At 37.9% G+C, this 25,165-nt stretch carries 26 protein-coding genes and 1 riboswitch; of the genes, 13 read left to right on the top strand and 13 right to left on the bottom strand.

Going from position 1 to position 25,165, the window contains the following annotated elements:
* The first annotated feature begins 67 nt into the window (after positions 1 to 67).
* Entirely contained in the window at positions 68 to 1,600 is a 1,533-nt protein-coding gene (gene zwf, locus H4O18_RS08015) for a glucose-6-phosphate dehydrogenase (protein ID WP_187583259.1), read from the top strand.
* Between the two features lie 20 nt (positions 1,601 to 1,620).
* A complete protein-coding gene (gene pgl, locus H4O18_RS08010; protein WP_187583257.1) occupies positions 1,621 to 2,331 on the top strand; it encodes a 6-phosphogluconolactonase in 711 nt (236 codons plus the stop codon).
* Here pgl and H4O18_RS08005 read toward each other — a convergent pair.
* The 6 genes from H4O18_RS08005 to H4O18_RS07980 form a co-directional block, all read right to left on the bottom strand.
* Entirely contained in the window at positions 2,328 to 2,879 is a 552-nt protein-coding gene (locus tag H4O18_RS08005; RefSeq protein WP_187583255.1) for an acyl-CoA thioesterase, read from the bottom strand. The genes pgl and H4O18_RS08005 overlap by 4 nt on opposite strands.
* A 5-nt stretch (positions 2,880 to 2,884) precedes the next feature.
* Positions 2,885 to 3,241, bottom strand: a complete 357-nt coding sequence (locus H4O18_RS08000; RefSeq protein ID WP_187583253.1) for a 6-phosphogluconate dehydrogenase — start codon at positions 3,239 to 3,241, stop codon at positions 2,885 to 2,887.
* Between the two features lie 18 nt (positions 3,242 to 3,259).
* Entirely contained in the window at positions 3,260 to 4,609 is a 1,350-nt protein-coding gene (locus H4O18_RS07995; protein WP_187583251.1) for a DNA recombination protein RmuC, read from the bottom strand.
* Between the two features lie 64 nt (positions 4,610 to 4,673).
* Positions 4,674 to 5,468, bottom strand: a complete 795-nt coding sequence (locus H4O18_RS07990) for an ATP-binding cassette domain-containing protein (RefSeq protein WP_187583574.1) — start codon at positions 5,466 to 5,468, stop codon at positions 4,674 to 4,676.
* A gap of 100 nt (positions 5,469 to 5,568) precedes the next feature.
* A complete protein-coding gene (locus H4O18_RS07985; protein WP_343065427.1) occupies positions 5,569 to 6,600 on the bottom strand; it encodes a FecCD family ABC transporter permease in 1,032 nt (343 codons plus the stop codon).
* The gene (locus H4O18_RS07980) at positions 6,601 to 7,746 is read right to left on the bottom strand and encodes an ABC transporter substrate-binding protein (protein WP_187583247.1); all 1,146 of its coding nucleotides are present in this window, start codon (positions 7,744 to 7,746) and stop codon (positions 6,601 to 6,603) included.
* Positions 7,747 to 8,004: 258 nt separating this feature from the next.
* Positions 8,005 to 8,221: riboswitch (cobalamin riboswitch) on the top strand.
* 34 nt (positions 8,222 to 8,255) lie between these two features.
* On the opposite strand from H4O18_RS07980, the gene H4O18_RS07975 reads away from it, so the two are divergent.
* Positions 8,256 to 10,100 carry a TonB-dependent receptor gene (locus tag H4O18_RS07975; protein ID WP_187583245.1) on the top strand — a complete coding sequence of 615 codons (1,845 nt, stop codon included), beginning with the start codon at positions 8,256 to 8,258 and terminating at the stop codon, positions 10,098 to 10,100.
* 14 nt (positions 10,101 to 10,114) lie between these two features.
* On the top strand, positions 10,115 to 11,170 hold the full coding sequence (locus H4O18_RS07970) for a YncE family protein (protein ID WP_187583243.1): 1,056 nt from the start codon (positions 10,115 to 10,117) through the stop codon (positions 11,168 to 11,170).
* 182 nt (positions 11,171 to 11,352) lie between these two features.
* Here the strand turns inward: H4O18_RS07970 and H4O18_RS07965 are convergent, their stop codons facing one another.
* On the bottom strand, positions 11,353 to 12,825 hold the full coding sequence (locus H4O18_RS07965; RefSeq protein ID WP_187583241.1) for a S41 family peptidase: 1,473 nt from the start codon (positions 12,823 to 12,825) through the stop codon (positions 11,353 to 11,355).
* 95 nt (positions 12,826 to 12,920) lie between these two features.
* Positions 12,921 to 14,405, bottom strand: coding sequence for a S41 family peptidase (locus H4O18_RS07960; protein WP_187583238.1), 1,485 nt, complete (start codon positions 14,403 to 14,405; stop codon positions 12,921 to 12,923).
* A gap of 240 nt (positions 14,406 to 14,645) precedes the next feature.
* On the opposite strand from H4O18_RS07960, the gene H4O18_RS07955 reads away from it, so the two are divergent.
* From H4O18_RS07955 to H4O18_RS07940, 4 genes are all read left to right on the top strand, one after another.
* Positions 14,646 to 15,155 (top strand): RNA polymerase sigma factor, encoded by a 510-nt coding sequence (locus H4O18_RS07955; RefSeq protein WP_187583236.1) that lies wholly within the window; start codon positions 14,646 to 14,648, stop codon positions 15,153 to 15,155.
* On the top strand, positions 15,142 to 15,564 hold the full coding sequence (locus H4O18_RS07950; RefSeq protein WP_187583233.1) for a hypothetical protein: 423 nt from the start codon (positions 15,142 to 15,144) through the stop codon (positions 15,562 to 15,564). Before H4O18_RS07955 ends, H4O18_RS07950 begins: the two co-directional genes overlap by 14 nt.
* A gap of 10 nt (positions 15,565 to 15,574) precedes the next feature.
* Positions 15,575 to 16,123: a DUF4252 domain-containing protein gene (locus H4O18_RS07945; RefSeq protein WP_187583231.1), complete on the top strand. Its 549-nt coding sequence runs from the start codon at positions 15,575 to 15,577 to the stop codon at positions 16,121 to 16,123.
* A 70-nt stretch (positions 16,124 to 16,193) separates the two neighbouring features.
* A complete protein-coding gene (locus H4O18_RS07940; protein ID WP_187583229.1) occupies positions 16,194 to 16,739 on the top strand; it encodes a DUF4252 domain-containing protein in 546 nt (181 codons plus the stop codon).
* A gap of 99 nt (positions 16,740 to 16,838) precedes the next feature.
* Here the strand turns inward: H4O18_RS07940 and H4O18_RS07935 are convergent, their stop codons facing one another.
* Entirely contained in the window at positions 16,839 to 17,738 is a 900-nt protein-coding gene (locus tag H4O18_RS07935; protein ID WP_187583227.1) for a mechanosensitive ion channel family protein, read from the bottom strand.
* A 550-nt stretch (positions 17,739 to 18,288) separates the two neighbouring features.
* Between H4O18_RS07935 and H4O18_RS07930 the strand changes: the two genes are divergently transcribed.
* Positions 18,289 to 19,824, top strand: a complete 1,536-nt coding sequence (locus tag H4O18_RS07930; RefSeq protein ID WP_187583226.1) for a GH3 family acyl-acid amido synthetase — start codon at positions 18,289 to 18,291, stop codon at positions 19,822 to 19,824.
* A 2-nt stretch (positions 19,825 to 19,826) separates the two neighbouring features.
* On the opposite strand, the gene H4O18_RS07925 is transcribed toward H4O18_RS07930, so the two are convergent.
* From H4O18_RS07925 to H4O18_RS07910, 4 genes are all read right to left on the bottom strand, one after another.
* The gene (locus H4O18_RS07925; protein ID WP_187583224.1) at positions 19,827 to 20,375 is read right to left on the bottom strand and encodes a hypothetical protein; all 549 of its coding nucleotides are present in this window, start codon (positions 20,373 to 20,375) and stop codon (positions 19,827 to 19,829) included.
* A gap of 393 nt (positions 20,376 to 20,768) precedes the next feature.
* Complete coding sequence (purB, locus tag H4O18_RS07920; protein ID WP_187583222.1) at positions 20,769 to 22,112, bottom strand: adenylosuccinate lyase; 1,344 nt, start codon at positions 22,110 to 22,112, stop codon at positions 20,769 to 20,771.
* A gap of 108 nt (positions 22,113 to 22,220) precedes the next feature.
* A complete protein-coding gene (locus H4O18_RS07915) occupies positions 22,221 to 22,712 on the bottom strand; it encodes an adenylosuccinate lyase (RefSeq protein ID WP_343065426.1) in 492 nt (163 codons plus the stop codon).
* A gap of 111 nt (positions 22,713 to 22,823) precedes the next feature.
* Entirely contained in the window at positions 22,824 to 23,516 is a 693-nt protein-coding gene (locus tag H4O18_RS07910) for an SIR2 family NAD-dependent protein deacylase (protein ID WP_187583218.1), read from the bottom strand.
* Between the two features lie 60 nt (positions 23,517 to 23,576).
* Here H4O18_RS07910 and H4O18_RS07905 point away from each other — a divergent pair, with 60 nt between their 5' ends.
* From H4O18_RS07905 to H4O18_RS07895, 4 genes are read left to right on the top strand one after another with little or no spacing between them, the layout of a single operon-like run.
* Positions 23,577 to 24,233 carry a TrmH family RNA methyltransferase gene (locus H4O18_RS07905; RefSeq protein ID WP_187583216.1) on the top strand — a complete coding sequence of 219 codons (657 nt, stop codon included), beginning with the start codon at positions 23,577 to 23,579 and terminating at the stop codon, positions 24,231 to 24,233.
* A 41-nt stretch (positions 24,234 to 24,274) separates the two neighbouring features.
* Positions 24,275 to 24,802, top strand: a complete 528-nt coding sequence (locus tag H4O18_RS07900) for an SRPBCC family protein (RefSeq protein ID WP_187583214.1) — start codon at positions 24,275 to 24,277, stop codon at positions 24,800 to 24,802.
* Complete coding sequence (locus H4O18_RS22575) at positions 24,803 to 24,979, top strand: VOC family protein (RefSeq protein WP_425489128.1); 177 nt, start codon at positions 24,803 to 24,805, stop codon at positions 24,977 to 24,979.
* A complete protein-coding gene (locus H4O18_RS07895; protein ID WP_246474118.1) occupies positions 24,913 to 25,161 on the top strand; it encodes a hypothetical protein in 249 nt (82 codons plus the stop codon). The genes H4O18_RS22575 and H4O18_RS07895 overlap by 67 nt, the downstream gene beginning before the upstream one ends.
* The last annotated feature ends 4 nt before the right edge of the window (positions 25,162 to 25,165 follow it).

Here is a 25,165-nt window from a genome sequence, read left to right as displayed (position 1 = left end):
TAAACGGTTTTTAGAACCAAAGTTTTAAATTCCCAACAAATTGAACAAAACTTCCAATAAATATAATATGAACAAAACAGCAAATCAAATGCTTGTTATTTTCGGGGCATCAGGAGATTTAACTGCTAGAAAGCTGGTACCGGCTTTATTTAATTTGTACAAGGCAAATCAGCTTCCTGAGAATTTCGTGGTATTGGGGGTGAGTAGAAGTAATATGACCGATGGAGAGTTTAGGCGTAAGGTGGTTTTGGAAAGCACCTACCTTAAGGAAAAGGTAAAAGATGCCTCTTCGGATTTTATTAATACCCTTGCCGACAAGTTTTTTTATGAGGATTTAGGTGACGATTACAATAAGGAATACAGTAAGTTGGCCACCAGGATATCCGATTTAAATAATAAATTCAATACAGGTGAAAACTATATCTTTTATCTTTCAACCCCACCCAGTCTATACGAGGTAATTGCAAAAAACCTTTCCCAACAAGGTTTAAATAATGAAACCAACGGTTGGAAGAGAATCATTGTAGAGAAACCATTTGGTTACAGTTTGGAAACGGCCAAAAAACTTAATATTGGTCTGCAGACCTATTTTAATGAATCCCAGATTTATAGAATTGATCATTATCTGGGCAAGGAAACCGTTCAGAATTTGTTGGTCACCCGCTTTTCCAATAGTATTTTTGAACCCCTTTGGAATAGAAATTACATACATCATATAGAAATTACCAATGCGGAAAGCGTTGGTGTGGAAAAAAGGGGAGGCTATTATGACAAATCCGGTGCTCTGCGGGATATGTTTCAAAACCATTTAATGCAGATAGTCTCATTAATTGTAATGGAGCCACCCATTGATGCAAGCGCCCAGGAAATTAGGAACGAAAAAGTTAAGGCCTTAAAGTCATTGCGAATTATGCGCGATGAGAAAACCTTATACAGTAATACCGTACGGGGGCAATATCTTTCGTCCGTTATAGACGGTAAAAAGGTGAAAGGCTATAGGGAAGAGGATGGTGTAGATCCCAATTCAAAAACTGAGACCTATGCGGCCATCAAATTCTTCGTTGATAACTGGAGGTGGAAAGATGTTCCCTTCTATGTACGTACAGCCAAAAGAATGCCTACCAAGGTAACCGAAGTGGTCATACATTTTAAATCACCACATCACCAAGTGTTTAAAAATTCAGATATGAACAACAAGGATAACCAGTTGATTATCAGGATTCAGCCAGATGAAGGCATTCTAATTAAATTTGGAGTAAAAGTGCCTGGTCAGGGCTTTACCGTGGAACGAGCCAATCTGGACTTTTACTATTCCAATTTGGCGGATAACAATGTGATGGACGCCTATGAACGATTATTGTTGGATGCCATGCAAGGAGATGCTACGCTTTACGCTAGGGCAGATGAAGTGGAAGCGGCTTGGGAATTTGTTGATCCCATATTGGATTATTGGAAGAATGGTACCGATGTAAATATTTACGGATATTCCTCAGGGGTTTGGGGTCCAACAAATTCCGACCACCTATTGGAGGGCGATTTGAAATGGAGAAATCCCGGTGAAAACTTGGCCGATGACCCCGGTTTCTGTGTGATTAAGTAATTATCAATAAATTATAATAGATGCAAATAAGTATATCCCCTACCAAATTGGAAGTGGCCCAAATCTTTTCTGAATATTTGGAAGAACAAATAAAAAGTAACAAAACAACCCATATTGCCTTGTCTGGTGGTAGTACGCCCAAAGTGGTATTTGATTATATGGCGGAACACTATAAAGACGTGGATTGGTCTACGGTTCATTTGTATTGGGGAGATGAACGTTGTGTTCCTCCCGCCGATTCTGAAAGTAATTACAAAATGACGGTAGAGCATTTATTATCCAAGATCAATATACCAAAAGATAATATTCACCGTGTTCATGGGGAAGACTTACCGGAATTGGAGGCCGAAAGATACGGCAAGGTCTTGGAAGAGGAATTGCCTATAGTGAACAACATACCTCAATTTGACATTGTTATCCTTGGTATGGGTGATGACGGACATACCGCATCTATATTTCCACATGAAATAGACCTTTGGGATTCTAAAAATAATTGTGAAGTGGCTGTTCATCCGGATTCGGGACAAAGAAGAATTACCATAACCGGAAAACTGATCAATAATGCCAAGACGGTAGCATTTTTGGTAACCGGGAGTAGTAAGGCCGAAAAAGTGAGGACCATAATTACAAAGGAAGAAGGCCATGACAGTTATCCAGCTTCCTTGGTAGTGCCTAGCTCTGGTGATTTAATTTGGTTTTTGGACGAGGAGGCCGCTGCTCAGATCAACTAGGCAGGATTTAGATTGATTTGGACATTTTCGTTGTCCAAATCCTTCAAATGGTCGTTTATTTTAAATTGGGACGATTCAAATAGACTGCTTCGTGACATTGCCTGTTTTTTTCTTTGAATGCTACGGGTAAACCTGCGAACACCTTGCTCATCCTCAATAATTAGGCCTGGTACCGGAGTACTCCGTCCCTCGGCATCTTTGGCTACCATAGTGAAGTAGGAAGAATTGCAATGTTTCTTTTTACCTGTGGTCACATTTTCGGATTCTACCCGGACACCAATGACCATGGAGGTTCGTCCTGTATAATTTACAGAGGCCTTTAATGTGATCAATTCCCCGACTTCAATAGGGTTTAAAAAATCGACTTTGTTCACGGAAGCCGTAACACAATATTTTCTGGAATGCTTTGAAGCGCAAGCAAAGGCTATTTGATCCATTAAATTTAATATATGGCCACCGTGTACCTTACCTCCAAAATTGGAATGGGAGGGTAGCATTAATTCGGTTATGGATAATCTGGATTGTCTGGCTGTTTTAAATTTGTCCATCGTTTCTAATTTAAGTGTGGAGATTTTTCCTTTTCAACGGCAGTGATAAAATATTTGGAATCACCTAACCAAAAAAAGGTACGGTAACGTTCTATATAGGTCACCTTTACGTAGTCTCCCTGGTATTCTTTTAACTTGGCAATTACATCGTCCTTTAATACCGAAAAAGAAAATATCTGTGCTCCAGATATTCCTTGACTTATCTCACCTTCCCACGTTTTTATAAGTACTCCTTTATGACTTATTTTTATTAGTTCCCCTGATCGGATACCTTCGCTATAGGGAACAAAATATACAAATAAAAAATAGGCAGTCATAATTAGGACCAGGCCAAGTAGGGTTAATCCGAGTATTTTTTTCATGCTGATCGTTTAAGTTATCTATAGTAAGGTTAAAGGTTCTTCATTCTCGTCATCATCATCCTGGGCTCTTTTTAATATGGTTTCGGGAATGGACTTTTTGGCCTTGGCCCCCATTTTTTTTAATTTCTCTATGCTAGTAATTATATTTCCCCTGCCATCGACCAATTTGTTCATGGCTCCTTTGTATTCGGACTTTGCCTCGTCCATCTTTTTGCCCACTTTCATTAAATCCCCAACAAAGCCTTCAAATTTATCGTATAATGCACCAGCCTGCCTTGCTATTTCAATGGCATTTCGTTGTTGTTTTTCATTATTCCACATAGTGTCTATGGTACGTAAGGTAGCCAGTAGGGTGGAAGGTGTTACGATAATTATATTCTGTTCAAATGCCTTGTTGTATAGAGAGTTATCATTGTTTATTGCAATCGCAAATGCAGGTTCTATGGGAACGAACATGAGCACAAAGTCTGGACTCTCCATCTCATAAAGGTCCTCATATTTTTTGGCGGAAAGCTGGTCTACATGCCTTCTTAAAGAATTAATATGATCTTTAAGAAATTTTTCTTTCAACTCATCCTCTGCATTCACGTATCTTTCGTAATCCGTAAGGGAAACCTTGGAATCCACTATCATCTTTTTTCCATCAGGTAAATGGATGATCACATCCGGTAAAACACGGCTTCCATCCTCTAAGGTAAAACTTTGCTGCACCGTATATTCCCGATCCTTTTCCAAGCCCGACTTTTCAAGAACACGTTCTAATACCAATTCGCCCCAGTTTCCTTGCATTTTGCTATCTCCTTTAAGGGCTTTGGTAAGGTTTTCGGCTTCCTGGGTTATTTTTAGATTTTGCGTCTGCAAATTGGCCAATTGTTCCTTGAGGGCGGAATGCATGCCCACACTTTCTTTCTGACTGTCGTCTACCTTTTTTTCAAAAAGAATTATTTTCTCCTGTAATGGGGTCAATATATTTTTAATGTTCTCCCTGTTCTGTTCTGTAAATTTTACGCTTTTTTCATCTAAAATTTTATTGGCCAAATTCTCGAACTCCTTGGTGAATTTTTCTTGTAGTTTTTCTACTTCCCCTTTTTGTTCCCGATTTTTTAGATCTAAATTTTCCATTTCTGCCTGATAACGGACTATTCTATTACCCAATTGTTCTTTTTCAGATTGTAATTGGATTTTGCGCTCTTCGGCATCAATAAGCCTCTGTTCCAAAGTACTGAGGTTGGTTCTCAATTGCTGTTCGCGCTCCAAAAGGGCACTTTGACTGGATTTCGTTTTTAGGTTTTGGATGTAATTCCCTAGAAAATAGCCGACTGCCAAACCAACTAGGACAAGGATTACATATACAAGCAATTCATTCATGTAATTAGCGTTCTTTGCAGTAAAGATAGTGGATTGTGTTATAAAAAAGTGGGATAGATTTTCATTACTTATTAACTCTAAAAGAACCCGTTTGGGAATCGAAAGTAATGCTGTCCGAAGGGAACAAATTTTCAAAACTTTTCTTTTGTATCAATTCACATGGAGATCCAAATGTATTCTGGTTGCTTTCCAATATTAGCATTTTATCGCACAACTGAATAGCAATTTCAATTTCGTGGGTGGTAAAAAGAATAGTCTTATTGGTTCTGTGGGCAATGGACTTAAGTAATTTCAAAATCTGCACCTTATGGTATAGATCCAAATGTGTAGTTGGTTCGTCCAGTAAGATAAGTTGGGTGTCCTGTGCCAAGGCCCTGGCAATCATAACGCGCTGTAATTGACCATCACTTAGTTCATAGCATTTTTTAGACTTTAACTCCTCAATCTGTAGCATCTCCACTGCTAAAGAAATCTTTTCCTTATCCTCCTGGGTAAGAGTTCCAATCCAATTGGTGTATGGCTGCCGCCCCAGACTGATCAGTTCCAGGACCGTTAAATTTTTGGAGGCGATGGGTTCTGTTAGTACCACACTAATTTCCGATGCCAGTTCTTGGATGGAATGATGTTCCAAGGGAATATTGTTGAGGGTTATGTTACCGGATAATTTTGGCTGCACGTTACCAAGCGTACGTAATAGTGTAGATTTTCCAATGCCATTAACGCCCACTATGGCGGCTACTTCCCCTTTAAACAAGGAAAAATCAATATCCTGGGCAATGTAGGTTTGTTGCTTTTTAGTAGCATAACCTATGCTTAGGTTTTCTATTTTTAGGGCGATATGAGGCGTGCTGTTTTCTATGTTAAGTAGATTTAGTGGTAGCTAAGTTATTGGTTTTTGAGTTTTTGTTGATTGTTTTAACATGTTAATTGATTGTTGCTGTTTTAATTTTTGGTTTAAATCAGAAAATCATTTTTCTTTTCCGTATTAGCAACCAAATTACAACGGGTGCCCCAATGATCGAAGTTATGGCGTTGATGGGCAAAACATTGGCCGAATTTGGCATTTGGGCTATGGTATCGCAAATTAACATTAAAATGGCACCATAAATCAATACAGCGGGAACCAAAACTTTATGATCGGTGGTATTGAAAATTTGTCGCGTTAAATGGGGTACGGCCAACCCTATAAAGGCAATTGGTCCGGCGAAAGCGGTTACTCCGCCAGCCAATAACCCAGTAGCGATTATTATGGTATACCTGGATTGCTTCATATTTACGCCCAAACTCTTGGCGTAACTTTCACCCAATAGTAATGCGTTCAACGATTTAATGGAAAAAATGCTCATTAAAATTCCAATCGCTATAATTGTCAATAACAGCAATAATTGGTTCCAAGATAAATTACCAATACTACCAAAAGACCAATATACATATTGCTGTAGTTTTTCGGCTGTGGAGAAATAGGATAGCACACTTACCACCGCAGTGGTTATGCTTCCGAACATAAGACCTATGATAAGTAGAGCCATAGTATCCTTTACCTTGGATGCAACTACCATAACGGCCAATAGTACAAGAAAACTGCCGATACTTGCTGCCAACGCCAGGGAAACATCATTTACCATGGTAAAGGCAAAAATTCCAGTGAAAAGGGAAGATCCCAAAATTAAAAGGGCGGCCCCTAAGCTAGCGCCCGAGCTTATACCGAGTACAAACGGCCCAGCCAATGGATTTCTGAACAAGGTCTGCATCAATAAGCCGCTCAATGCCAATCCACTACCTACAAGTATGGCGGTAAAAGCCTTGGGAATTCTGTAGTTCCAAATGATGTAGCCCCATGAATCCACTTCTGTAGATTTGCCCATTACAGCATTCAGTGTTTCCTGTAAGGGAATAGAGACGGAGCCTAAGCTGATATTCACCATAAAGCAAACTATTAATACCAGTAGCAACAGAATAAAATAAGCCCTATATGTTATTGATTTCTGCACTTAGTCCAAGGGTTTAAAAAAGGAGGGCGTATAATGGGGTAGCAGTTCTGGGTGGAAGATATGGACAAGATCCTTAAGGACCAAGTCCGGTCTGTTGGGGGCCAGCTCAAAATAAAGCAACCCTCCCGTTTCTCCTTTGGAATTGGCATAAGTATACACTTTATTATTTCTAAAAGCAGCAAATTGGGCATAATGTCGATTGGCCTCTTTTAATTCCGAATAATTGCCAAATTGTGATGGAGAGACCCAAAAATCTGCATCCTTGGCGCGTTCAATAACACTCTCCAAACTAAGGGAAAGACTTCCTTTGGAGGCATTGTTGTTCCAAAGATAATCTGCATTGGCATCTTCTATGAACCTGGATGCCCAGCTATTACCGCCTGGCAAGTACCAGATATCTTTATAAAGAGCTCCACTTAGAACCGTAGGCCTGTTTTTTGCTTTTTTAGCCAGGACCTTTGCACTATTATAGCTGTCTTCAATGCCACGGAATATGCTGTCTGCCTTTTTTTCCTTTTGGAAAAATGGTGCGAAAAATTTTATCCATTCAGCTTTGCCCAAAGGTGTCTCTTCGGTCCAATCTCCATTATAAACAACAGGTATATTGGACCTTTGAATGGTCTCATAGGCCTTATTTTTATTGTTAATGCTAAATCCAACTACGACTTCGGGATTTATGGCGATGACCATTTCTGAATTTAAAGCCTCGTTATTGCCCATATCTTTTACCAACCCTTCATTTATTCTCTTTCGTGTAAGGGGAGACGAAACGTATTCCGTATCTGGAAATCCTATCAATTTATCAGCTTCTCCCAAAGCCTCCAGTGCAGGTATATGGGTAGTGGAGGTAACAACCATTCTTTCAACTGGAACACCTACTATGGCGTTATAGGCATCCTTGTCCAAGGTAATGCTGGCCAATTTTTCTTTGGGTACCAAAGCGTAGGTAAAAGTAGCTTCCGATCCTGGCCAAGGAGAAGATACTTTAATTAACGTTATATCTGTGGAGGTGTTCTCGATAGTAAAACCTTGGGCATGATCTATGCTGATGCTTTGCGACAAGGCGGAAGGGGGAATAGTAGTTTTTTTAGGCTGTTTACAAGACCAAATGGACAGAAATATTAAAAAAAGGAATGTTTTATTCAAGAGCTTAAGGGTTTATTAGAGAGTTCAAAAGTAGTATTAATTTCTTGAATCAAAATTTATCTAAGCCTAACAAAGGTCATAATTTATTGTAGAGATAGTATTTATTTTTGGACAAATCCACACCTATGAGAGGAGATTCCAATACATTAATTTATATCGCTGCCGCTGTAATTGTCTTACATTTTATTGTTGGTTTTCTTTGGCTGGCCTATAAACTAAATAGAAAAAAGTACAGTGATAATTCCGAAAAAAAGTAGTAGTTTCGCTGCGAATTTTGGTTTTTATTCTCTTAATTTAAGAGGATAGGATTAAAAGGGAATTCGGTGAGATTCCGAAACTGTTCCCGCAACTGTGAGCTTAGTCCGTTTAAAATGGATGGCTATCATTATTTCTAATACCACTGCCCTATGTTTGAGGGTGGGAAGGTAAATGATAGTACGCAAGTCAGGAGACCTGCCATATTCATCACTAAATAGAATAGATCTTCGGGCAAAAGGGTCTTCTTGAATATGGAAAAAAAACGAATATTTTTATTTTTAGTAGGACTTTTGGCCGTTGCTCAGGTTTTTGGGCAAAGGGACAAGGTTATTGTTTTGGACGAAGTAGTTTTGAGCGATGCCAAACTTCTACATTTCTCCAAGGGCACCAAAATTAGGGTTGTCAATGATTCCATCCAACAAAAAAGCGGAACTTCCCTAACCGATTTATTGCGGTATAATTCCAATATTTATTTTAAGGAAAATGGTTACGGGATGGTGTCCTCTGCTTCTTTTCGAGGAACCAACGCCCAACAGACTGCGGTAGTTTGGAATGGGATAAATATTAATTCACAACTTACTGGCCAAACAGATTTTAACACTATGATTCCTGGAAATTACGACAATGTAGTAGTTAGGAGTGGGGGAGGCAGTGTGCAATATGGAAGTGGAGCCGTAGGGGGAACCATTTTATTGAACGATGATTTTAAGTTCAATGATGGCTGGAAAAATAATTTGCGAACAAGTTATGGAAGTTTTAATACCAGTAAATTGGCCTTTAACACTTCCCTTGGAAAAGAAAAAATATCGTTTCATTTTGGTATTAATCACCTAGCTTCGGAGAACGATTATAAATATTTGGGAACGGAAAGGAGAAATGAGAATGGAGCTTATGACCACATTAATTTAAATGCCAATGTTGGCTTTATTTTGTCCGAAACCCAAATATTAAAAGTGTACCACAATACCTTTATTGGAGATAGGGATTTTTCCGGGACATTGACGGCCCCCGCGGATGAAAATTATAAAGATATAAACTACAGATCGCTCGTGGAGCTGGGAAGCTTTAATGAGCGTAAGGTGGCCAGATTAAAGGTAGGGCATCTGTATGAACGTTATCGTTATTTTCCAAATAAGGAAAGAGAGGAGTTTAGTTTTGGGCAAGCCAATACCTTTCTTGCCAACTACGACTATAAATATCAATTAAACAAGATTACCTTAAATGGTATAATCGATTTTTCTTCGATTAGGGCCAAAGGGACTTCAATAGAAAACGCCGATAGAAATTTTATGGCAGGTACTTTTCTGTTGTCACATGAACTTTCTGATAGATTAAATTATGGAATAAACCTTAGAAAGGAAGTAGTCAGTGATTTTGAGAGTCCTTTTCTTTTTTCGTTGAACAGTAGTTATGAGGTAGCCAAAAACTACACTTTAGCCATTAATGCGTCTAAAAACCATAGAATTCCGACCTTCAATGATCTTTATTGGACTGGCGCCGGGGCTAGTGGTAATTTGGAGGTGATTCCAGAAAGCTCTTGGCAGTTGGAATTGGGTCAATCCCTTAAAGGTGAAAATTATGCCCTTTCAGCAAATGTATATACCATTACAACCGATAATTTAATCCAGTGGCGACCCAATAATCAGGGCATTTGGATGGCGATGAATGTTCAAGATGTTTCCCAATACGGATGGGAACTCGGTTTTGATTTCAAAAAGAAATTGGGAAACCACAACGTAGCTTGGGAAAGTGAATATAGCTTTACCAAATCTACCGATAACATCACCAATAATCAATTGCTATATGTCCCTGAGCACTTGATAAGGTCAAATATGGCCTATCAATATAAGAAGCTGGTAGCCTTTTATCAACTATTGTACAACGGTTCGGTTTACACTACTACAGATAACAGTGAAAGTTTGGCAGGTTATATAGTGGCCAATATGGGGGTGGATTATCATTTGCCGAAAATAGCCAAAATCAATTTTGTTTTTGGTCTAAAAGTGAACAACATATTTAATAAAAATTATCAGAACGTGGCATACAGACCTATGCCCAATAGAAATTTTCAATTACAATTAATTACTAAATTTTAAATCAGCTTAAACAAATGAAGATTAGAAATGTATTTTTATCCCTATTGATTATCGGCCTTTCATGGTCATGTACCAATGATGATGACGAGGTTCAAGAACCTTTGGGTGATTACGAAAATGGAATATTGGTTTCCAACGAAGGTCCCTTTAGCAATGGCTCGGGAACTGTCTCCTTTATTTCGGACGATCTATCGGTGGTAGAAAATGGTATTTTTAAAAAGACGAATGATGAAGACCTTGGCAATATTGTACAGTCGATCGGCTTTACAGACGATGAAGCCTTTATTATAGCCAATGTATCCAACAAGATAAATGTTGTAAACAGGTATACATTTGAAAAAATAGCAAGTATTACGGAAGGATTAAACAATCCGAGGTATTTCATAGCGGTAAACGGAAAGGGCTATGTTACCAATTGGGGAGATACCGCAGATGATTCGGATGATTTTGTTGCGATTATTAATTTGCAAAATTATACTGTTGAGGGAACTATTTCTGTTGTATTGGGACCTGAAGCCATTTTGGCAAAGGGCAATACTGTTTATGTAGCCCATCAAGGAGCTTGGGGGCAAAATAATAAGGTTTCAGTAATCAATACCACTTCCAATGAGGTAGTAAAAACGCTTACGGTAGGGGATGTGCCCAATTCTATGCAATTGGATGCTTCTGGAAACCTGTGGGTATTAGCATCTGGTAAACCATCGTATACTGAAGATGAAACGCCTGGAGTTCTTTCCAAGATCAATACGGCCACAAATGTAGTGGATGCCAATTTCCAATTTGAAACCACGCAGCATCCTGGGAGATTAAATTTAGATGGCGGGGATTTGTATTATAAATTAGGTGATAAGGTATATAAACAAAATTTGTCCGCCACTAACCTGTCTCTCGATGTAGCACTGGAAGGCGTCAGTTTTTATACTATGGTAGTAAACGAGGGAAGGTTATACGGTACTGATGCCGGAGATTACGCTAGCAATGGAACAATTACCGTTTATGACCTAAATACCAAAATAGCTATAGAAACCTTAACAGTGGGAATTATTCCCGGTGGGATTTACTTCAATTAAGTATTATATTTTTATACTGGCTTACTTGATCAATAGTCATTATAAATAAGCCTAGGGAGTTATAATCTATAGAAACTGGAACCCCTCTTTTATATGGTAGTAACCTACCGGTAAACGAGGGGTTTCTTTATTGGAATTGAACATCTTTTCTGCCCAATAGTATTTTTCAGAATTTGTAAACCTTATTGAAATGGAATATCGACAGGTTTATCCAAATACATATTGTCTTTAAGGACGGTGAACATTTTGGAGTTGGATACTTCATTTACTGGCATTTTTACAGTAAAGTCCCTCTTCGCACTTACACCGGTAATTTCCTGGATAGCCCTAGCAAAAAGAGGTTCATTTATGTCCCCTAGGATTCCAAGGTTGGAAAGGTCTTCCTTTAGAACTACATCAGGTGCGAGGCCGGAGGTGTAGTCCGAAAAACCAGCGGAATTCTCATTTCTACCCATAAGCGGCTGCATGGCCCATAAATTGCCCGGATTTATTTTGTTCTCCCTACCTGCCCTATAAATGTAGTCGTTGTCTATATCATCTACCATAGTTACCGAAAATTCATTCTTTCCCCGTGTAGTTTCACCAATATGAACAACATCTAAATACGGAGCCAATCCGTTCATCACCAATTCACTGGCCGAGGCAGAGCTACCTGTTGCAAGAACATATACGGTATTAAGGTTTAGGCTGTTCAAGTTTGTTCCTTTGTCTGTTTTATTGGCAAAATAATCTTCCAGTTGTTCTTTTTTAAGGAGTCCCTGTATTTTATCGTTCCATCGTTGCCTTACATATAGTTCATCTGTATTGGTACCATAGATCATACTGGCCAATAATCTGGAGCTGTTTACGGAGCCACCCGGGTTATAACGTAGGTCAACTACCAATTCTGTAGCCCCTTCCGTTCTAAATTGTCCGAAAGCAGTATTCAATTGTTCATTATACCCGCTCGTAAAACCATTGTACATTAGGTAGGCTATTTTTGTTCCGTTGACCTCTACGGTCTTGGCCACTAAAATAGGGTTTTCCTGCAATCCTTCTTCCTTGGTCAATATTACTTCCTTATCATTATCTGTAACAACTGTGCCGGAAATATCTGCCATTCCAAGGGTATAGGTATCTGAACTTCCAAAAAGTAGATCAACATAATTGGCATCCGTAAGTTGAGTGCCGTTTACACGTGTAAATATTTCCCCTCTTGCGATATCTTTGGTGGAAGCATTGGAATTCGGGATTATGTATCGTACGTATCCAAAAAGATTGGTACTACCCTCATTACGCGCCAGTCCATATTCCAGCCCATTGCTTTTTGTAACACCTTCCAAGGCATTTACAAGAGTTTTATAATCGTCTTCTACAAAGCTAAACCTGTCAATGGCAGTACTACTTCCAACAATATTGGAGTGTTCGTAACAGGTTTGGTAGAAGAACTCCTCCGGATCGGGATATTTTTCAAGATAGGTAACATAATCCTCATTGGTGGTAAATCTATCATCTCCTAAATTGGGAGCATCTGCCTGCCAGAAATACCATTGGTTTAGACCTTGCCACATAAAATTCTGGACAGTTGTCTCCTTTGGATAGGTGAACGCATCATCATCCTTGTCCGAACAAGAAAGAATAACCGCCATTAAAAGAAGACCTAGGATTTTTTTCATGATGTAATTGTAATGTTAATTGCTTCGCACACTATTTTGATTTGCCTAGTTGGATAGTTTTAGGTCCTACCGACATCATAGGTAGTGGATTACTACTATTTTTTTGTCAAGTTTAATGGATTTTTAATATCCATAAACATATTATCCTTGATTTTTGTGAACAATTTGGAACTACTTATCAAAATAACCGGCATATCGACTGTAAAATCCATTTTGGCGGTAGTTCCTGTAATCTCCCCAATTGCCTTTGCTAAAAGAGGTTCATTGATATTCCCCAAAATGCCTAAATTGGATAAATCCTCCTTCAACGTAATATCAGGTGTTAGTCCGTCCGTATAATCGGAAAAACCATTGGCATTTTCATTTCTACCAATTAAGGGTTGTATTGCCCACTGATTATCTGGGTTGATCTTATCTTCTCTGTTTGGGCTGTACACATTTCCATTCTCAAAATCATCAACAAAGGTAACCGAAAATTCATTTTTGCCTGTTGTTGTGGTTCCTATATGGATTACCTCTATATAAGGTTCCAGACCGTTCATTACCAATTCACTTGCTGATGCAGTACTCCCTGTAGCCAATACATAAACCTTGCTTAGGCCTAACGTATTTATAGGGGTATTGTTGTCTGTCTTATCTGCGAAATACTCAATAAGATCGGTATCTTTAAATTCCAATTGCAGCTTTTGGTTATATCGTGCCTTAAGAAAAACACTATTGGTAAATGTACCATAAATCATACTGGATAATAATCTGGCCGAATTGACCGATCCACCGGGATTGTACCTTAAATCCAATACCAAATCCGTTATACCAGCAGATTTGAACTCTCCAAACGCATCATTCAACTGTTCGTCAAATTCGTTGGTAAAGCCATTATACATTAAATAGCCTATTTTTTTTCCTCCTGTTTCCAATACATTGCTGATATATACCGGGTTCTCGGTTAAATTGGCCTCTTTTGTTAAGGTAACCTCTCTATCCGTATTGGCAATAATGTTATCGGAGATATCCGCCATATTCAAGGTATAGGTATCACTTTCGCCAAATAAAAGATCTACATAATTATTCAAATTAAGGGTAGTCCCATTAACTCCGGTAAAAATATCCCCTCTTTTGATATCTTTTGAAGAGGCATTGGAATTGGGGACGATGTAACGTACATAACCATAAACATCATCACTATCGGCAAATAAACTCAATCCAAATTCCACACCGTTGCTTTTGGAAACTCCAGCAAAAGATTGGGTCAATTCCTTATAATCATCCGAATAAAAACTGAAGCGGTCTTCACTGAACAGTAATTTGTCATCGAAAAACTTTCCCGGTTCTTGCTCAGATTCCAAAAAAGAGACATATTCCTCGTCAGATTCAAAGCGGGAATCACCCAAGTCCGTAACATCACTTTGCCAAAAATAATAGGTGTTCATAGTCTGCCACATAAAATTTTGGACCGTTATATCTATTTCTGGTGCAGGAATTATTTCTTCAATTTCCTCTGTAACCAGGGTGGCATCATTCTTACTACAACTGCTGAGAAACAAACTCAATCCCAAAAATGCTAATAAATACTTCTTCATAATCTTTTAATAATTGCCTGAAATTAATTAACTGTGGCGTGCAAATATCATTCCATTAAAAAAGTATGAATCAGTTTTGGGGAACGATTTTATTTATATACGGATATATTACCTATTTGGTTTCCATAGGACTAAATTACTTACATTGTAAAGAATTGGAAACTAATTGTAACAAAATTCGATGTATGTCGTCTTCCCTATGTAAGCCTTTTATGGAGGATTATAAAACAACTAAACCAAATGCAACAAACTGAGTTTTTAAATGTGGTTTTACCATTTAAGGATAAACTTTATAGGCTGGCAAAGCGCTTATTGGTCTCTAAAGAAGAAGCTGAGGATGCCACCCAAGAAATCTTATTGAAACTATGGTCCAAGAACAAGATGATGACCGGCTATAATAATGTGGAGGCTTATGCCATGATGATGACCAAGAATTTTTGCTTGGACCGACTTAAGTCCAAACAGGCCGGCAACTTAAAATTGGTACATAGTAATTATAAGGATGAAAATGTTTCAATACAGACCCAGATAGAGGTTAGTGATAGTTTAAGTTGGATAGAAAAAATTATGGAAGAATTGCCCGAGCAACAAAAAATGGTTTTGCAATTACGGGATGTGGAACAATATGAATTTGAGGAAATAGCGGATTTATTGGGTATGAGCGCTACTGCCGTTAGGGTAGCCTTGTCCAGAGCAAGAAAAACAGTAAGGGAAAAATTAGTACAAAAGCACAATTATGGAATTCAATAACATAGAAAAATTATTGGAAAAGTATTTTGAGGCAACTACTACGGTTGCCGAGGAAGAAATGTTGAGAGCGTATTTTACAAGGGAGGATGTTCCTCCACACCTAAAAAGGCATGCTCCAATGTTTCAGTACTTTTCCGTTGCCAAAGAAGAGCGGTTTACCAAGCAGGTTCCATTAAAACCTAGAAAAAAAAGTTATATAAAGTGGATTTCCATTGCAGCCGTAAGCATCTTGATTTTTGGTATATATTTTGGAAGAAGCTATCAGGAACAGAGAGAAGCGGAATACGCCTATCAGGAAACCAAAAAGGCATTAAGTCTATTGGCGACCAATCTTGGCAGGGGAACCGAGAAAGTAGCTTATTTAAGGGAATTTGAAGAAACGAAACAAAAAATTTACAACAGAAATTAAATTAAAAAAGATGAAAAAGAATATTATAATAGCCTTAGTAGCAGTATTACCATTAATGGGGTTTTCGCAATCCATGTTCGATAAGTACGAGGATTTGGACAATGTAAGCGCCGTAGTGGTCAATGAAAGTATGTTTAAGTTATTGAGTAAGATAAACGTCGAGGTCGATGACAAAGAGGCTCAGGATTTTATGGATATTGCTCAAAACTTAAAAAATCTAAAGGTATTTATCACCGAGGATAAAAAGGTTTCCGCGGATATGCACACTACCATGGAGAAATATTTGAAATCCTCATCCTTACAGGAATTAATGAGGGTCAAGGATAAGGATGCCAATGTAAAATTTTATATCAAGAGCGGAAAGGATGAAGACCATGTGAGCGAGCTGTTAATGTTTGTTACGGGAGTTAAAAACATGAATGTGGAAATCAACGACAGAAAAATAGAAACAGTATTACTTTCCCTAACTGGAGATATAGATTTAAACAAGATCGGGTCACTCACCCAGAAGATGAATTTGCCTTCAGAACTCAGCAAGGCGGGTAAAAATAGAAAGTAAATGTTTAGGGGAATGGGATAAGTTAAAACCATTTCCCTTCATTTTGGATTAAAACCTAAAACATAAGGAAATGAAAAAAATATTCGGAAAATTGGCCTTGGTCATTATGTCGGCCATTGTTATGACGGCATGTTCGTCTACACAGAGTTTACAGGAGTATTTTGTGGATAATGAGGGCAATCCTAATTTTTTATCCGTTGATCTTCCGGTAAGCTTATTGAATATGGATAAAGCGGACCTTACGGAGGACCAAAGGGAGGCATTGGGGTCTCTAAAAAAACTTAATATTCTGGCATTTAAGATAACTGCGGATAATCTAACGGAGTTTCAAAAAGAAAAATCCAATGTTAATGCTATTTTAAAAAACAGCAAATTTACCGAGTTGATGAAAATGAACACCAGTTTTGGCAAGGCTTCTGTAAGATATTTAGGGGATGATGATGCCATTGATGAGGTAGTTATCTACGGCGATAGTGATGATAAGGGTTTTATGTTGGTTCGGGTTTTGGGAAAAAATATGAACCCTGCCAAATTGGTCCAATTTATGAAAGCTATGGAAAAATCCGATTATAGGGGAGAGGGCTTGGGAGGCCTAAAGGATTTTATGAAAGGTTAAGTAGCATCCATGCAACTTAAAAAAACCTGTATCAAAAATTTTGATACAGGTTTTTTTGCAAATGTTCCATTCCGCTGAGGCCAAAATTTATACAGTGCCCTAAGCTTTTTCGGATTTATCGTCAATCAATACCTGTAGGTTGTTCTTGTTAAAATCCAAAGTACGAATGGGGAAAGGGATATTGATATTTTGGTTATCGAAATTCTCCTTAATAATTTTAACGGCCTTATGGGTTGCGGCCAATTTATGTTTATTGTTAGCCATATCTATCCAGAAACGGACAATGAAATTAATGGAACTGTCACCAAATTCAGTAAAAAAGAATTCCACGTCTTCATCTTCTTTTTGATCAAAATTTTCAGCGATGAGTTTAACCACAAGATCCTCTACCTGTTGAAGACTACTTTCATAACCTACCCCACATGCAACAGATATCCTACTTCTTTGGGAAATGGAATAATTGGTAAACGAACCATCTATAAAATTTGAATTAGGTATTACAACATAATTATTATCGGGCTGCCTAAGAACAATATTTCTTAGATTGATTTCCGATACAAAACCAGAATAGCCATCTGATTCGATAAAATCATCAATTTTTAATTTAGGCATAAAGGAAAGGATCAAACCTCCAAAGGTATTGTTCAAGGTGCCTTGCAGGGCAAGACCAATGGCCAATCCAATAACACCGGCACCGGCAAGAATACTGGTTAGCACTTTGTTCAGTTCCATAACTCCAAGTGCCACGAAAAAACCAATTAACATAATGATTACAAATACAACCTTACCGATGATTTCCTGCACGGATTTCTGGTCTACACTTTTCGTCAGTAATCTCCTTAGTATTTTTCTAATTACCCTGGCCAGGATATAGAATAATATCATGACCACGATGGCCATAACAATATTGGGAAGTTTTAAAATTATCGCATCCAACCATCCATCCAGTTTGTTCCAGAGTTTGGTGACTGCGTCTTCTATAGAGAATTTATTTTCCATTGTATGAAATTTTGGTTAATATATTTGTTTATCAAGTTACCCATTAAATCGTATTGCTTAATTCCCACCTATTGTAAGTAAATTCTATATTCCTGTTAATTAAACCAGGAAATAGACAACCTCGGCAAGTGATTTTTATTCTTCACCAGTATTTCTACATAAATGCAAAAGTGGAATAAATGCAGGGATAATATAAGAAAACGACCGTTGGAGGATGTTTCCTTAAAAATTAATTTTTAACCCAAATAAACCAAAGTTTATTAGTGGCACTTTTTATTCCTAGGTAAGTGCAGTTGTCTTTTATACTATTTTAACCATTTCCGTTGATTTTTGGATTTCAATGAAATTGGAATTTTTCAAATGTGCTGGAAGGTGTACTTTTTACAATTAATTGAAATGCGTTAAACATTTTTTGTTTAGTAATAAAGTCACGATAGGGAATTGGGGATATTTGTTTGTTGAATCGGCTCTTGATGGGATATAGCCAAACTAAACCTAATATTTTAAAGGGAGTTGCAGAAGAAGACATTAATAATCAAAAATATTTACGATGGCAATCCTAGGCAACATTATTAAAGGTGCAATTCACTTAAAGGAAACGTTTTCTACCGAAAGTGATCATTGGAAAGAGCAACAAGAAGTACTTCGGAGTATTTTGAATATTGCAAAAAATACGGACTTTGGTCAATATTACAATTTTGAAACTATTTTAAATTCTGAGGATTTTCCCAGGAAATTTGCTGAAAAAATTCCTTATTTCGATTATAATAAAATAAATGATGAGTGGTGGCATAAATTACATGACGGACATGAAAATGTTACCTGGCCGGGCCGGCCTTCCTATTTTGCACTAAGTTCTGGAACTACGGGTAAAAGCAGTAAGCGCATACCAGTAACCGATGACATGATAGAGTCCATAAGGGCTGCCGGACTTAAACAAGTCTTTGCATTGAGTAATTTTGATTTACCTGCTGATTTTTTTGAAAAGGAAATTATGATGCTGGGTAGTTCCACCAATCTAGAGGAACGAAATGAATTTATGGAAGGCGAAATTAGCGGTATAAGTGCTGGAAATATCCCGTTCTGGTTTAGAAGTTATTACAAGCCAGGGGAGGAAATCGCGAAAATTGAGGATTGGGATAAAAGAGTAGAACGCATAGCGGAGCGAGCCGCAGATTGGGACATTGGAGCCTTAAGTGGTATACCTTCATGGATAGAATTGATGCTCCAAAAAGTTATAGAATATCATAGTCTAAAAAACATCCATGAAATTTGGCCCAATTTAATGGTGTATACTTCCGGCGGGGTTGCCTTTGGACCCTATGAAAAAAGTTTTAATGCACTTATGGGGCATCCTATTACCGTTATAGATACCTACTTGGCTTCCGAAGGTTTTATAGCTTGTCAGACCAGGCCAGAAACCAAGGCCATGCAATTGATCACCGATAATGGAATCTATTTTGAATTTGTTCCCTTTAAGCCTGAATACATTCGGGAAGATGGATCTTTAACCCCAAATGCTCCAGCCAAAGCCTTAAACGAAGTGGAATTGGATCAAGATTATGTACTTGTCATTAGTACGGTAAGTGGAGCTTGGCGCTATTTAATAGGTGATACCATTAGGTTCACAAATTTGGAGAAAGCGGAAATACAGATTACCGGGCGCACAAAATTTTTCTTGAATACTGTTGGTTCTCAGCTCTCTGTAAACAAAATGGATGATGCTATAAGACATCTGGAAGATGCGTATTCTACCAAGATTCCCGAATATACCATCTGTGCCAAACGTTGTGATGATGGCGAGTTCTATCATTGTTGGTATTTGGGGTCGGATATGGAAAATCCTGATTGCGCCTCACTGTCAAATTCCTTGGACGAGTTCTTGATGGAGGCCAACAAGAACTATAAGGTAGCTAGGAGTAAATCCTTAAAGGGAGTGAAGGTTAAGGTAGTTTCCACCGACTGTTTTTACGACTGGAATGGGAAGAATAAAAAGAAAGGTGGTCAAGTAAAAATGGAGCGCGTTATGAATGAAGAAAAATTTGCCGATTGGGAAAAATTTATTCAATCGAAGATCTCTAATTAGATCTAGTTGCTACGCTCCTCGACCAATACCATGATCTCTTCCGGCGATAAGTAATATTTTTTAATTCGATCTTTATAGGAAGCAGCTATATCAGAATGGTTTAAAATAAAATTCTTCGTTGCAAGAATATATTTTTCCATGCCTTGGGCAACAGCGTAGGTGTCGGCCGCACGCTCGGCCTCTACTATAAAACGTTCGGAAAAGAGGTATTTAATCCCAAAAGAAAGTAAATTTAATTTAGTCCTATTTTGATAATCCATGATGTGCCCTAATTCATGGCCGATCCAACCTATCAGAATATTGGAAGGGATATCCTTAGTAGTAAATTCTTTATCTGAAATCTTAAAAGTCTCACTAATCAAAATTACATAGTTCCTATTGCTCCGTTTTTTAAAGAAACTTTGAAAAGTTGGTCTTGCCTGCATCGTAGATTTCTTAATATTCCTTTTAAACCTAATTTCAATATTGCATTCCGATAATTCGGGATAAAAAGAGAGTGCTTTTAAGGCTTCACTTTCAATAGATTTTGGAATTTTATGTTGTGCATTCATAAACATTGATGTAAAAATAGCCAAAATGTATATTATCGTTTTCCTATTTAATAAATTCATGTTATAGTATAAAAATATATACCAACAAATAGCATTCCAAGTGTAAAAATTAACCTAAAATTTAATACCTCAGCAATTAAAGTGCTTGTAACCCGATATAACACTAAATTTTTAAAGTTTGGGAAGAGCAGACACCATTGGTGAATGTATTGTAGTTGGCAGATGGTACAGTGAATTTTGCCCTCCGTACATTTTATGTCCCCAAAGATTATAGGGAGGTATATTCGCAACTTTGGAAAATTGCAAATTGGTGTTGCAGGAACCCCAAAAAAGAAAAGCAACCCAGAGTATAATTATGGTGCTCTAGATTGCTTTTTAAATAGATTATTGTTTTTATATACCTGTATAGTTACTCGGCGTTATTTGTTTCAATTCCGCTTTTATGGCATCGGTTGTTTCCAGGGTGTCAATAAAATTCGATATAGACTGTTGAGTAATCTTTTCATTGGTCCTAGTTAATCCTTTCAAGGCTTCATATGGATTAGGGTAGGCCTCACGTCTTAGGATCGTTTGAATAGCTTCAGCAACCACTGCCCAATTGTTTTCCAGGTCTTGCTCAAACTTTTCCTTGTTCAGGAGCAATTTATTTAATCCTTTTAGGGTAGATTGAAAAGCAATTAGGGTATGTCCAAAAGGCACACCAACGTTTCTTAGAACCGTGCTATCCGTTAAATCCCTTTGTAGTCGTGAAATTGGAAGTTTGGCGGACAAGTGTTCAAAAATGGCATTGGCTATGCCCAGATTTCCTTCCGAGTTTTCAAAATCGATGGGATTTACCTTATGTGGCATTGCTGAGGATCCCACTTCCCCTGCTTTTATTCTTTGCTTAAAATAGTCCATGGAAACATAGGTCCAAAAATCCCTATCCAAATCTATTATAATGGTATTGATCCTTTTGAGGCAATCGAATAATGCAGCCATATGGTCGTAATGCTCTATCTGAGTAGTTGGGAAGGAATGATGTAGACCAAGTTTTTCCTGAACAAATTTTTGGCCAAATTCTCTCCAATCAATTTGTGGATAGGCTACTTTATGGGCATTATAGTTCCCTGTTGCGCCACCAAATTTGGCAGCACTTGGAATGTCGTTAAGTAAATTGAACTGTTCTTCCAGACGTACTGTAAATACCTCGATTTCCTTCCCCAATCGAGTAGGGGAAGCAGGCTGTCCGTGGGTCCTGGCCAACATAGGTATGGCTTCCCATTCCTTGACCAGAGCAGTTAACTTGTTCAATACCTCCAAATATTGGGGTACGTAAACCTCGTTCATTGCATCTTTAATGGATAGTGGAATAGCAGTGTTATTGATATCTTGTGAAGTAAGTCCAAAATGAATGAATTCCTTATGGGTCTCCAAACCTAATTTGTCGAACTCCTTCTTAATAAAATACTCAACGGCCTTGACATCATGGTTGGTTACCTTTTCAATTTCCTTAATGGCTATGGCATCCTCGGAGTCAAAATCAATATAGATTTTTCTTAAATCGTTAAATTTCGAATTGTCAAAATTTGAAAGTTGAGGTAGCGGAACTTCACAAAGAGCAATAAAATATTCAATCTCTACTCGCACCCTATATTTTATAAGCGCCTCCTCAGAAAAATACGAAGCAAGGGAATCTACTTTATTTCTGTATCTACCGTCAATGGGAGATATGGCGTTTAGTTTGTTTAATGACATTTTGTAATATTTGATTGATTTTGGAAAAGCGCAAAGATAGCTATAAGTTAAGGAGATTAAAAGTTAAGCGAAAGATTGTTCTGTTATTTATTTGGGAGTTGTGATTCATTACAGCTTAGCAAGGGTCATCCTGGCCCTAGCCTTATATGCAGCACTGCCTAATTGGTAATTCTGCTCTAAAATCATACGTAATTCTGGATGGATCCAGTGGAATTTTCTACCCAGTAACAAAAGACTAGTCATGGAATATGCTTGGGCGGCCACTTTATGGTCACCGATGAGCCAATCGAAACAAGCAGATGTAATACCCTCCAAATGTTGGTCTGTTAGGGTTTCGCAAGTCTTTTTGTCCTTTGATTGAAAGTAGGATTTCATTAAATACTCGCATATTTTTGCGATTGGCCTTACTGCTGGGTCTAAGTGTACCTTACCAATGTTTTCGACAAAGTTATCCATATACGGAAAAAGATGCGGTAAATGTTCTTTGGCAGTAAATTCCATAATCCAACACGCTTTGCAGGAAACAGGGTCATCCACTTGAAAGGCTATTTCCATAATTGTTGCAATGTTTAGGGGACTATTCAAGATAAGGTTGGACATCTCCTTCCTTTTATGCCGGGAATGGTCAACGTAGTCAAGGGCGCTATAGAGTTCTGAATAAGTCAATATACATGTAATTAGAGGGGAAATCCCAAAGTATAAGATACGATTTTAACCTTCCTTTGCAATTAGGTCCGATACCAATACAGGCACACCTTTTGCCGCACTGGCCTGTATTATTGTTAGCCCGTTAAAATCGGTCTGGTTTATATTGGGTTTTGGGTCTATAAAGAATATGGGGGTATTTCTTGACACATAATGTATTAAACTGGCCGCTGGATAAACCTGCATGGAGGTGCCTATTATGATTAAAATATTGGCAGTTTGGGTTATATTGGCTGCTTTTTCCAATAATGGTACTTCCTCACCAAACCATACAATATGGGGGCGTAATTGTTTCCCATCTTCTGAAAGGTCCCCAATTTTTATATCAGTTTTCCAATCAATTATTGAATTGGGATTATGAATGCTCCTTGCCTTTAACAACTCTCCATGTAGGTGTATTACCTTAGTACTTCCGGCCCGCTCATGTAAGTCATCTACATTTTGGGTAATGATGCTTACATCAAAATGTTCTTCCAGGAGAGCCAACGATTTATGTGCCTCATTAGGGAATACATTGAATAACTGCCTTCTTCTTTCGTTGTAAAAATTGAGCACCAATTCTGGGTTTTTATGAAAACCTTGTGGAGTGGCCACTTCCATAACATCATGGCCTTCCCATAGTCCGTCCGCATCCCTAAAGGTATTTATTCCACTTTCGGCACTTACCCCTGCACCCGTTAAAACTATTATTTTTTTCATTTTGGTTGAATAAGCAATTTTTGTAAAATTAAACGATTTCTTTTTTAATATCTTAGGATTATGGTTGATCATAAGCTGTTAGAATATCTTGAAGGATTTATCACCCCAAAACGTAAATCCCGTTTTTTGGACATTTTGGAAGAACGGACAAATTATATTACCGTAGCTATTGAAGATGTCTACCAAATGCACAACACCAGCGCTGTGGTAAGAAGCTGTGATGTTTTTGGGGTGCAACAAGCACATCTTATAGAAAGCAAGTTTGGCAAGCGATTGGACAAAGATATTGCCATGGGAGCACAGCAATGGGTTGATATAAAAAGATATAAAAACACTACGGACTGTATAGATACCTTAAGGCGACAAGGGTATAAAATTGTGGCCACAACTCCTCATGAAAATAATTGTTCCCTAACTAATTTTGAATTTACAGGCAAGACAGCATTATTTTTTGGAACGGAACGGGATGGCTTGAGTAGGGAAGTATTGGATAAGGCGGATTCTTTTCTTACAATACCTATGGTAGGCTTTACGGAAAGTTTAAATATATCGGTTTCTGCGGCTATTATTTTACATGCCTTGACCAATAATTTAAGGAGAACAGAAATTGATTGGAGTTTAACGGAAGAAGAGAAATTGGAAAAGAGATTGGATTGGACCAAAAAATCAGTTAGGAGTCTGAATGATGTTTTGGCCAGATTTCACGGGACAAAATGATTTTTTCATTATATTTAGAGTAAACCAACACATAAGATTTAATGACAACTTTACTTTATATTGTACTGGGGCTAATTGTTTTAATTGCCATACTGGCCCTATTGGCGCCAAAAAATTATGATGTTTCACGTTCTATTGAAATAAATCGGCCAAAGGAAGATGTCTTTGAATATATCAAGTATTTGAAAAAACAACAAGAGTGGTCTCCATGGGCAAAAAAAGACCCCATGATGGATAAAAAATTTACAGGTGTAGATGGGGAAGTAGGGGCTATAAGTTATTGGAACGGAAACAAGGACGTAGGTGAAGGTGAACAGGAAATCACCAAAATAGTTGATGGCGAAAGGGTGGAAGGGGAGCTTCGATTTCTCAAACCTTTCAAATCTACCTCGGATTGCTATTTGGATGTTGCCGAAACCGGTAAGGGAAAAACAAAAGTAACCTGGGGCTTTAAGGGGAATAATAAATTTCCAATGTCAATAATGATGCTTTTTATGAGTATGGATAAGGCTGTTGGAAAGGATTTTGAAGAAGGGCTCCAAAGTCTGAAATCCATTTTGGAGAAATAAATAGGTTATGGAAAGCAATATGGTGGTTGGTTCGAGATTCCGGTTAACGATATGGAGCGGGCCAAAAACTTCTATGAATCGGTTTTTAAGATTTCTATTCCATTCATGATTTGGATGGACTTGTTATGGGCTGGTTTCCTTCAGCACCAGGTAAAACAGGTGCTATGGGGTCCTTAATGCAGCATGAAATGTACATTCCTAGTGATACCTTTGGTGCAATACTGTATTTTTACTGCAAAGATCTTCCCCACAAGTTGGTTAGGGTTGAAAATGCATGGGGAATAATTATTCAGGCAAAAAAAACAAATGGAAAAAGGTCATGGGTTTATGGCCTCAATAAAAGATACGGAAGGGAATAGGATA

The sequence above is a fragment of the Arenibacter arenosicollis genome, from assembly GCF_014397245.1.
Classification (GTDB): Bacteria; Bacteroidota; Bacteroidia; order Flavobacteriales; family Flavobacteriaceae; genus Arenibacter; species Arenibacter arenosicollis.
Note: the sequence above shows the minus strand (reverse complement) of the source record. Positions and strands in the feature narration are given on the sequence as shown.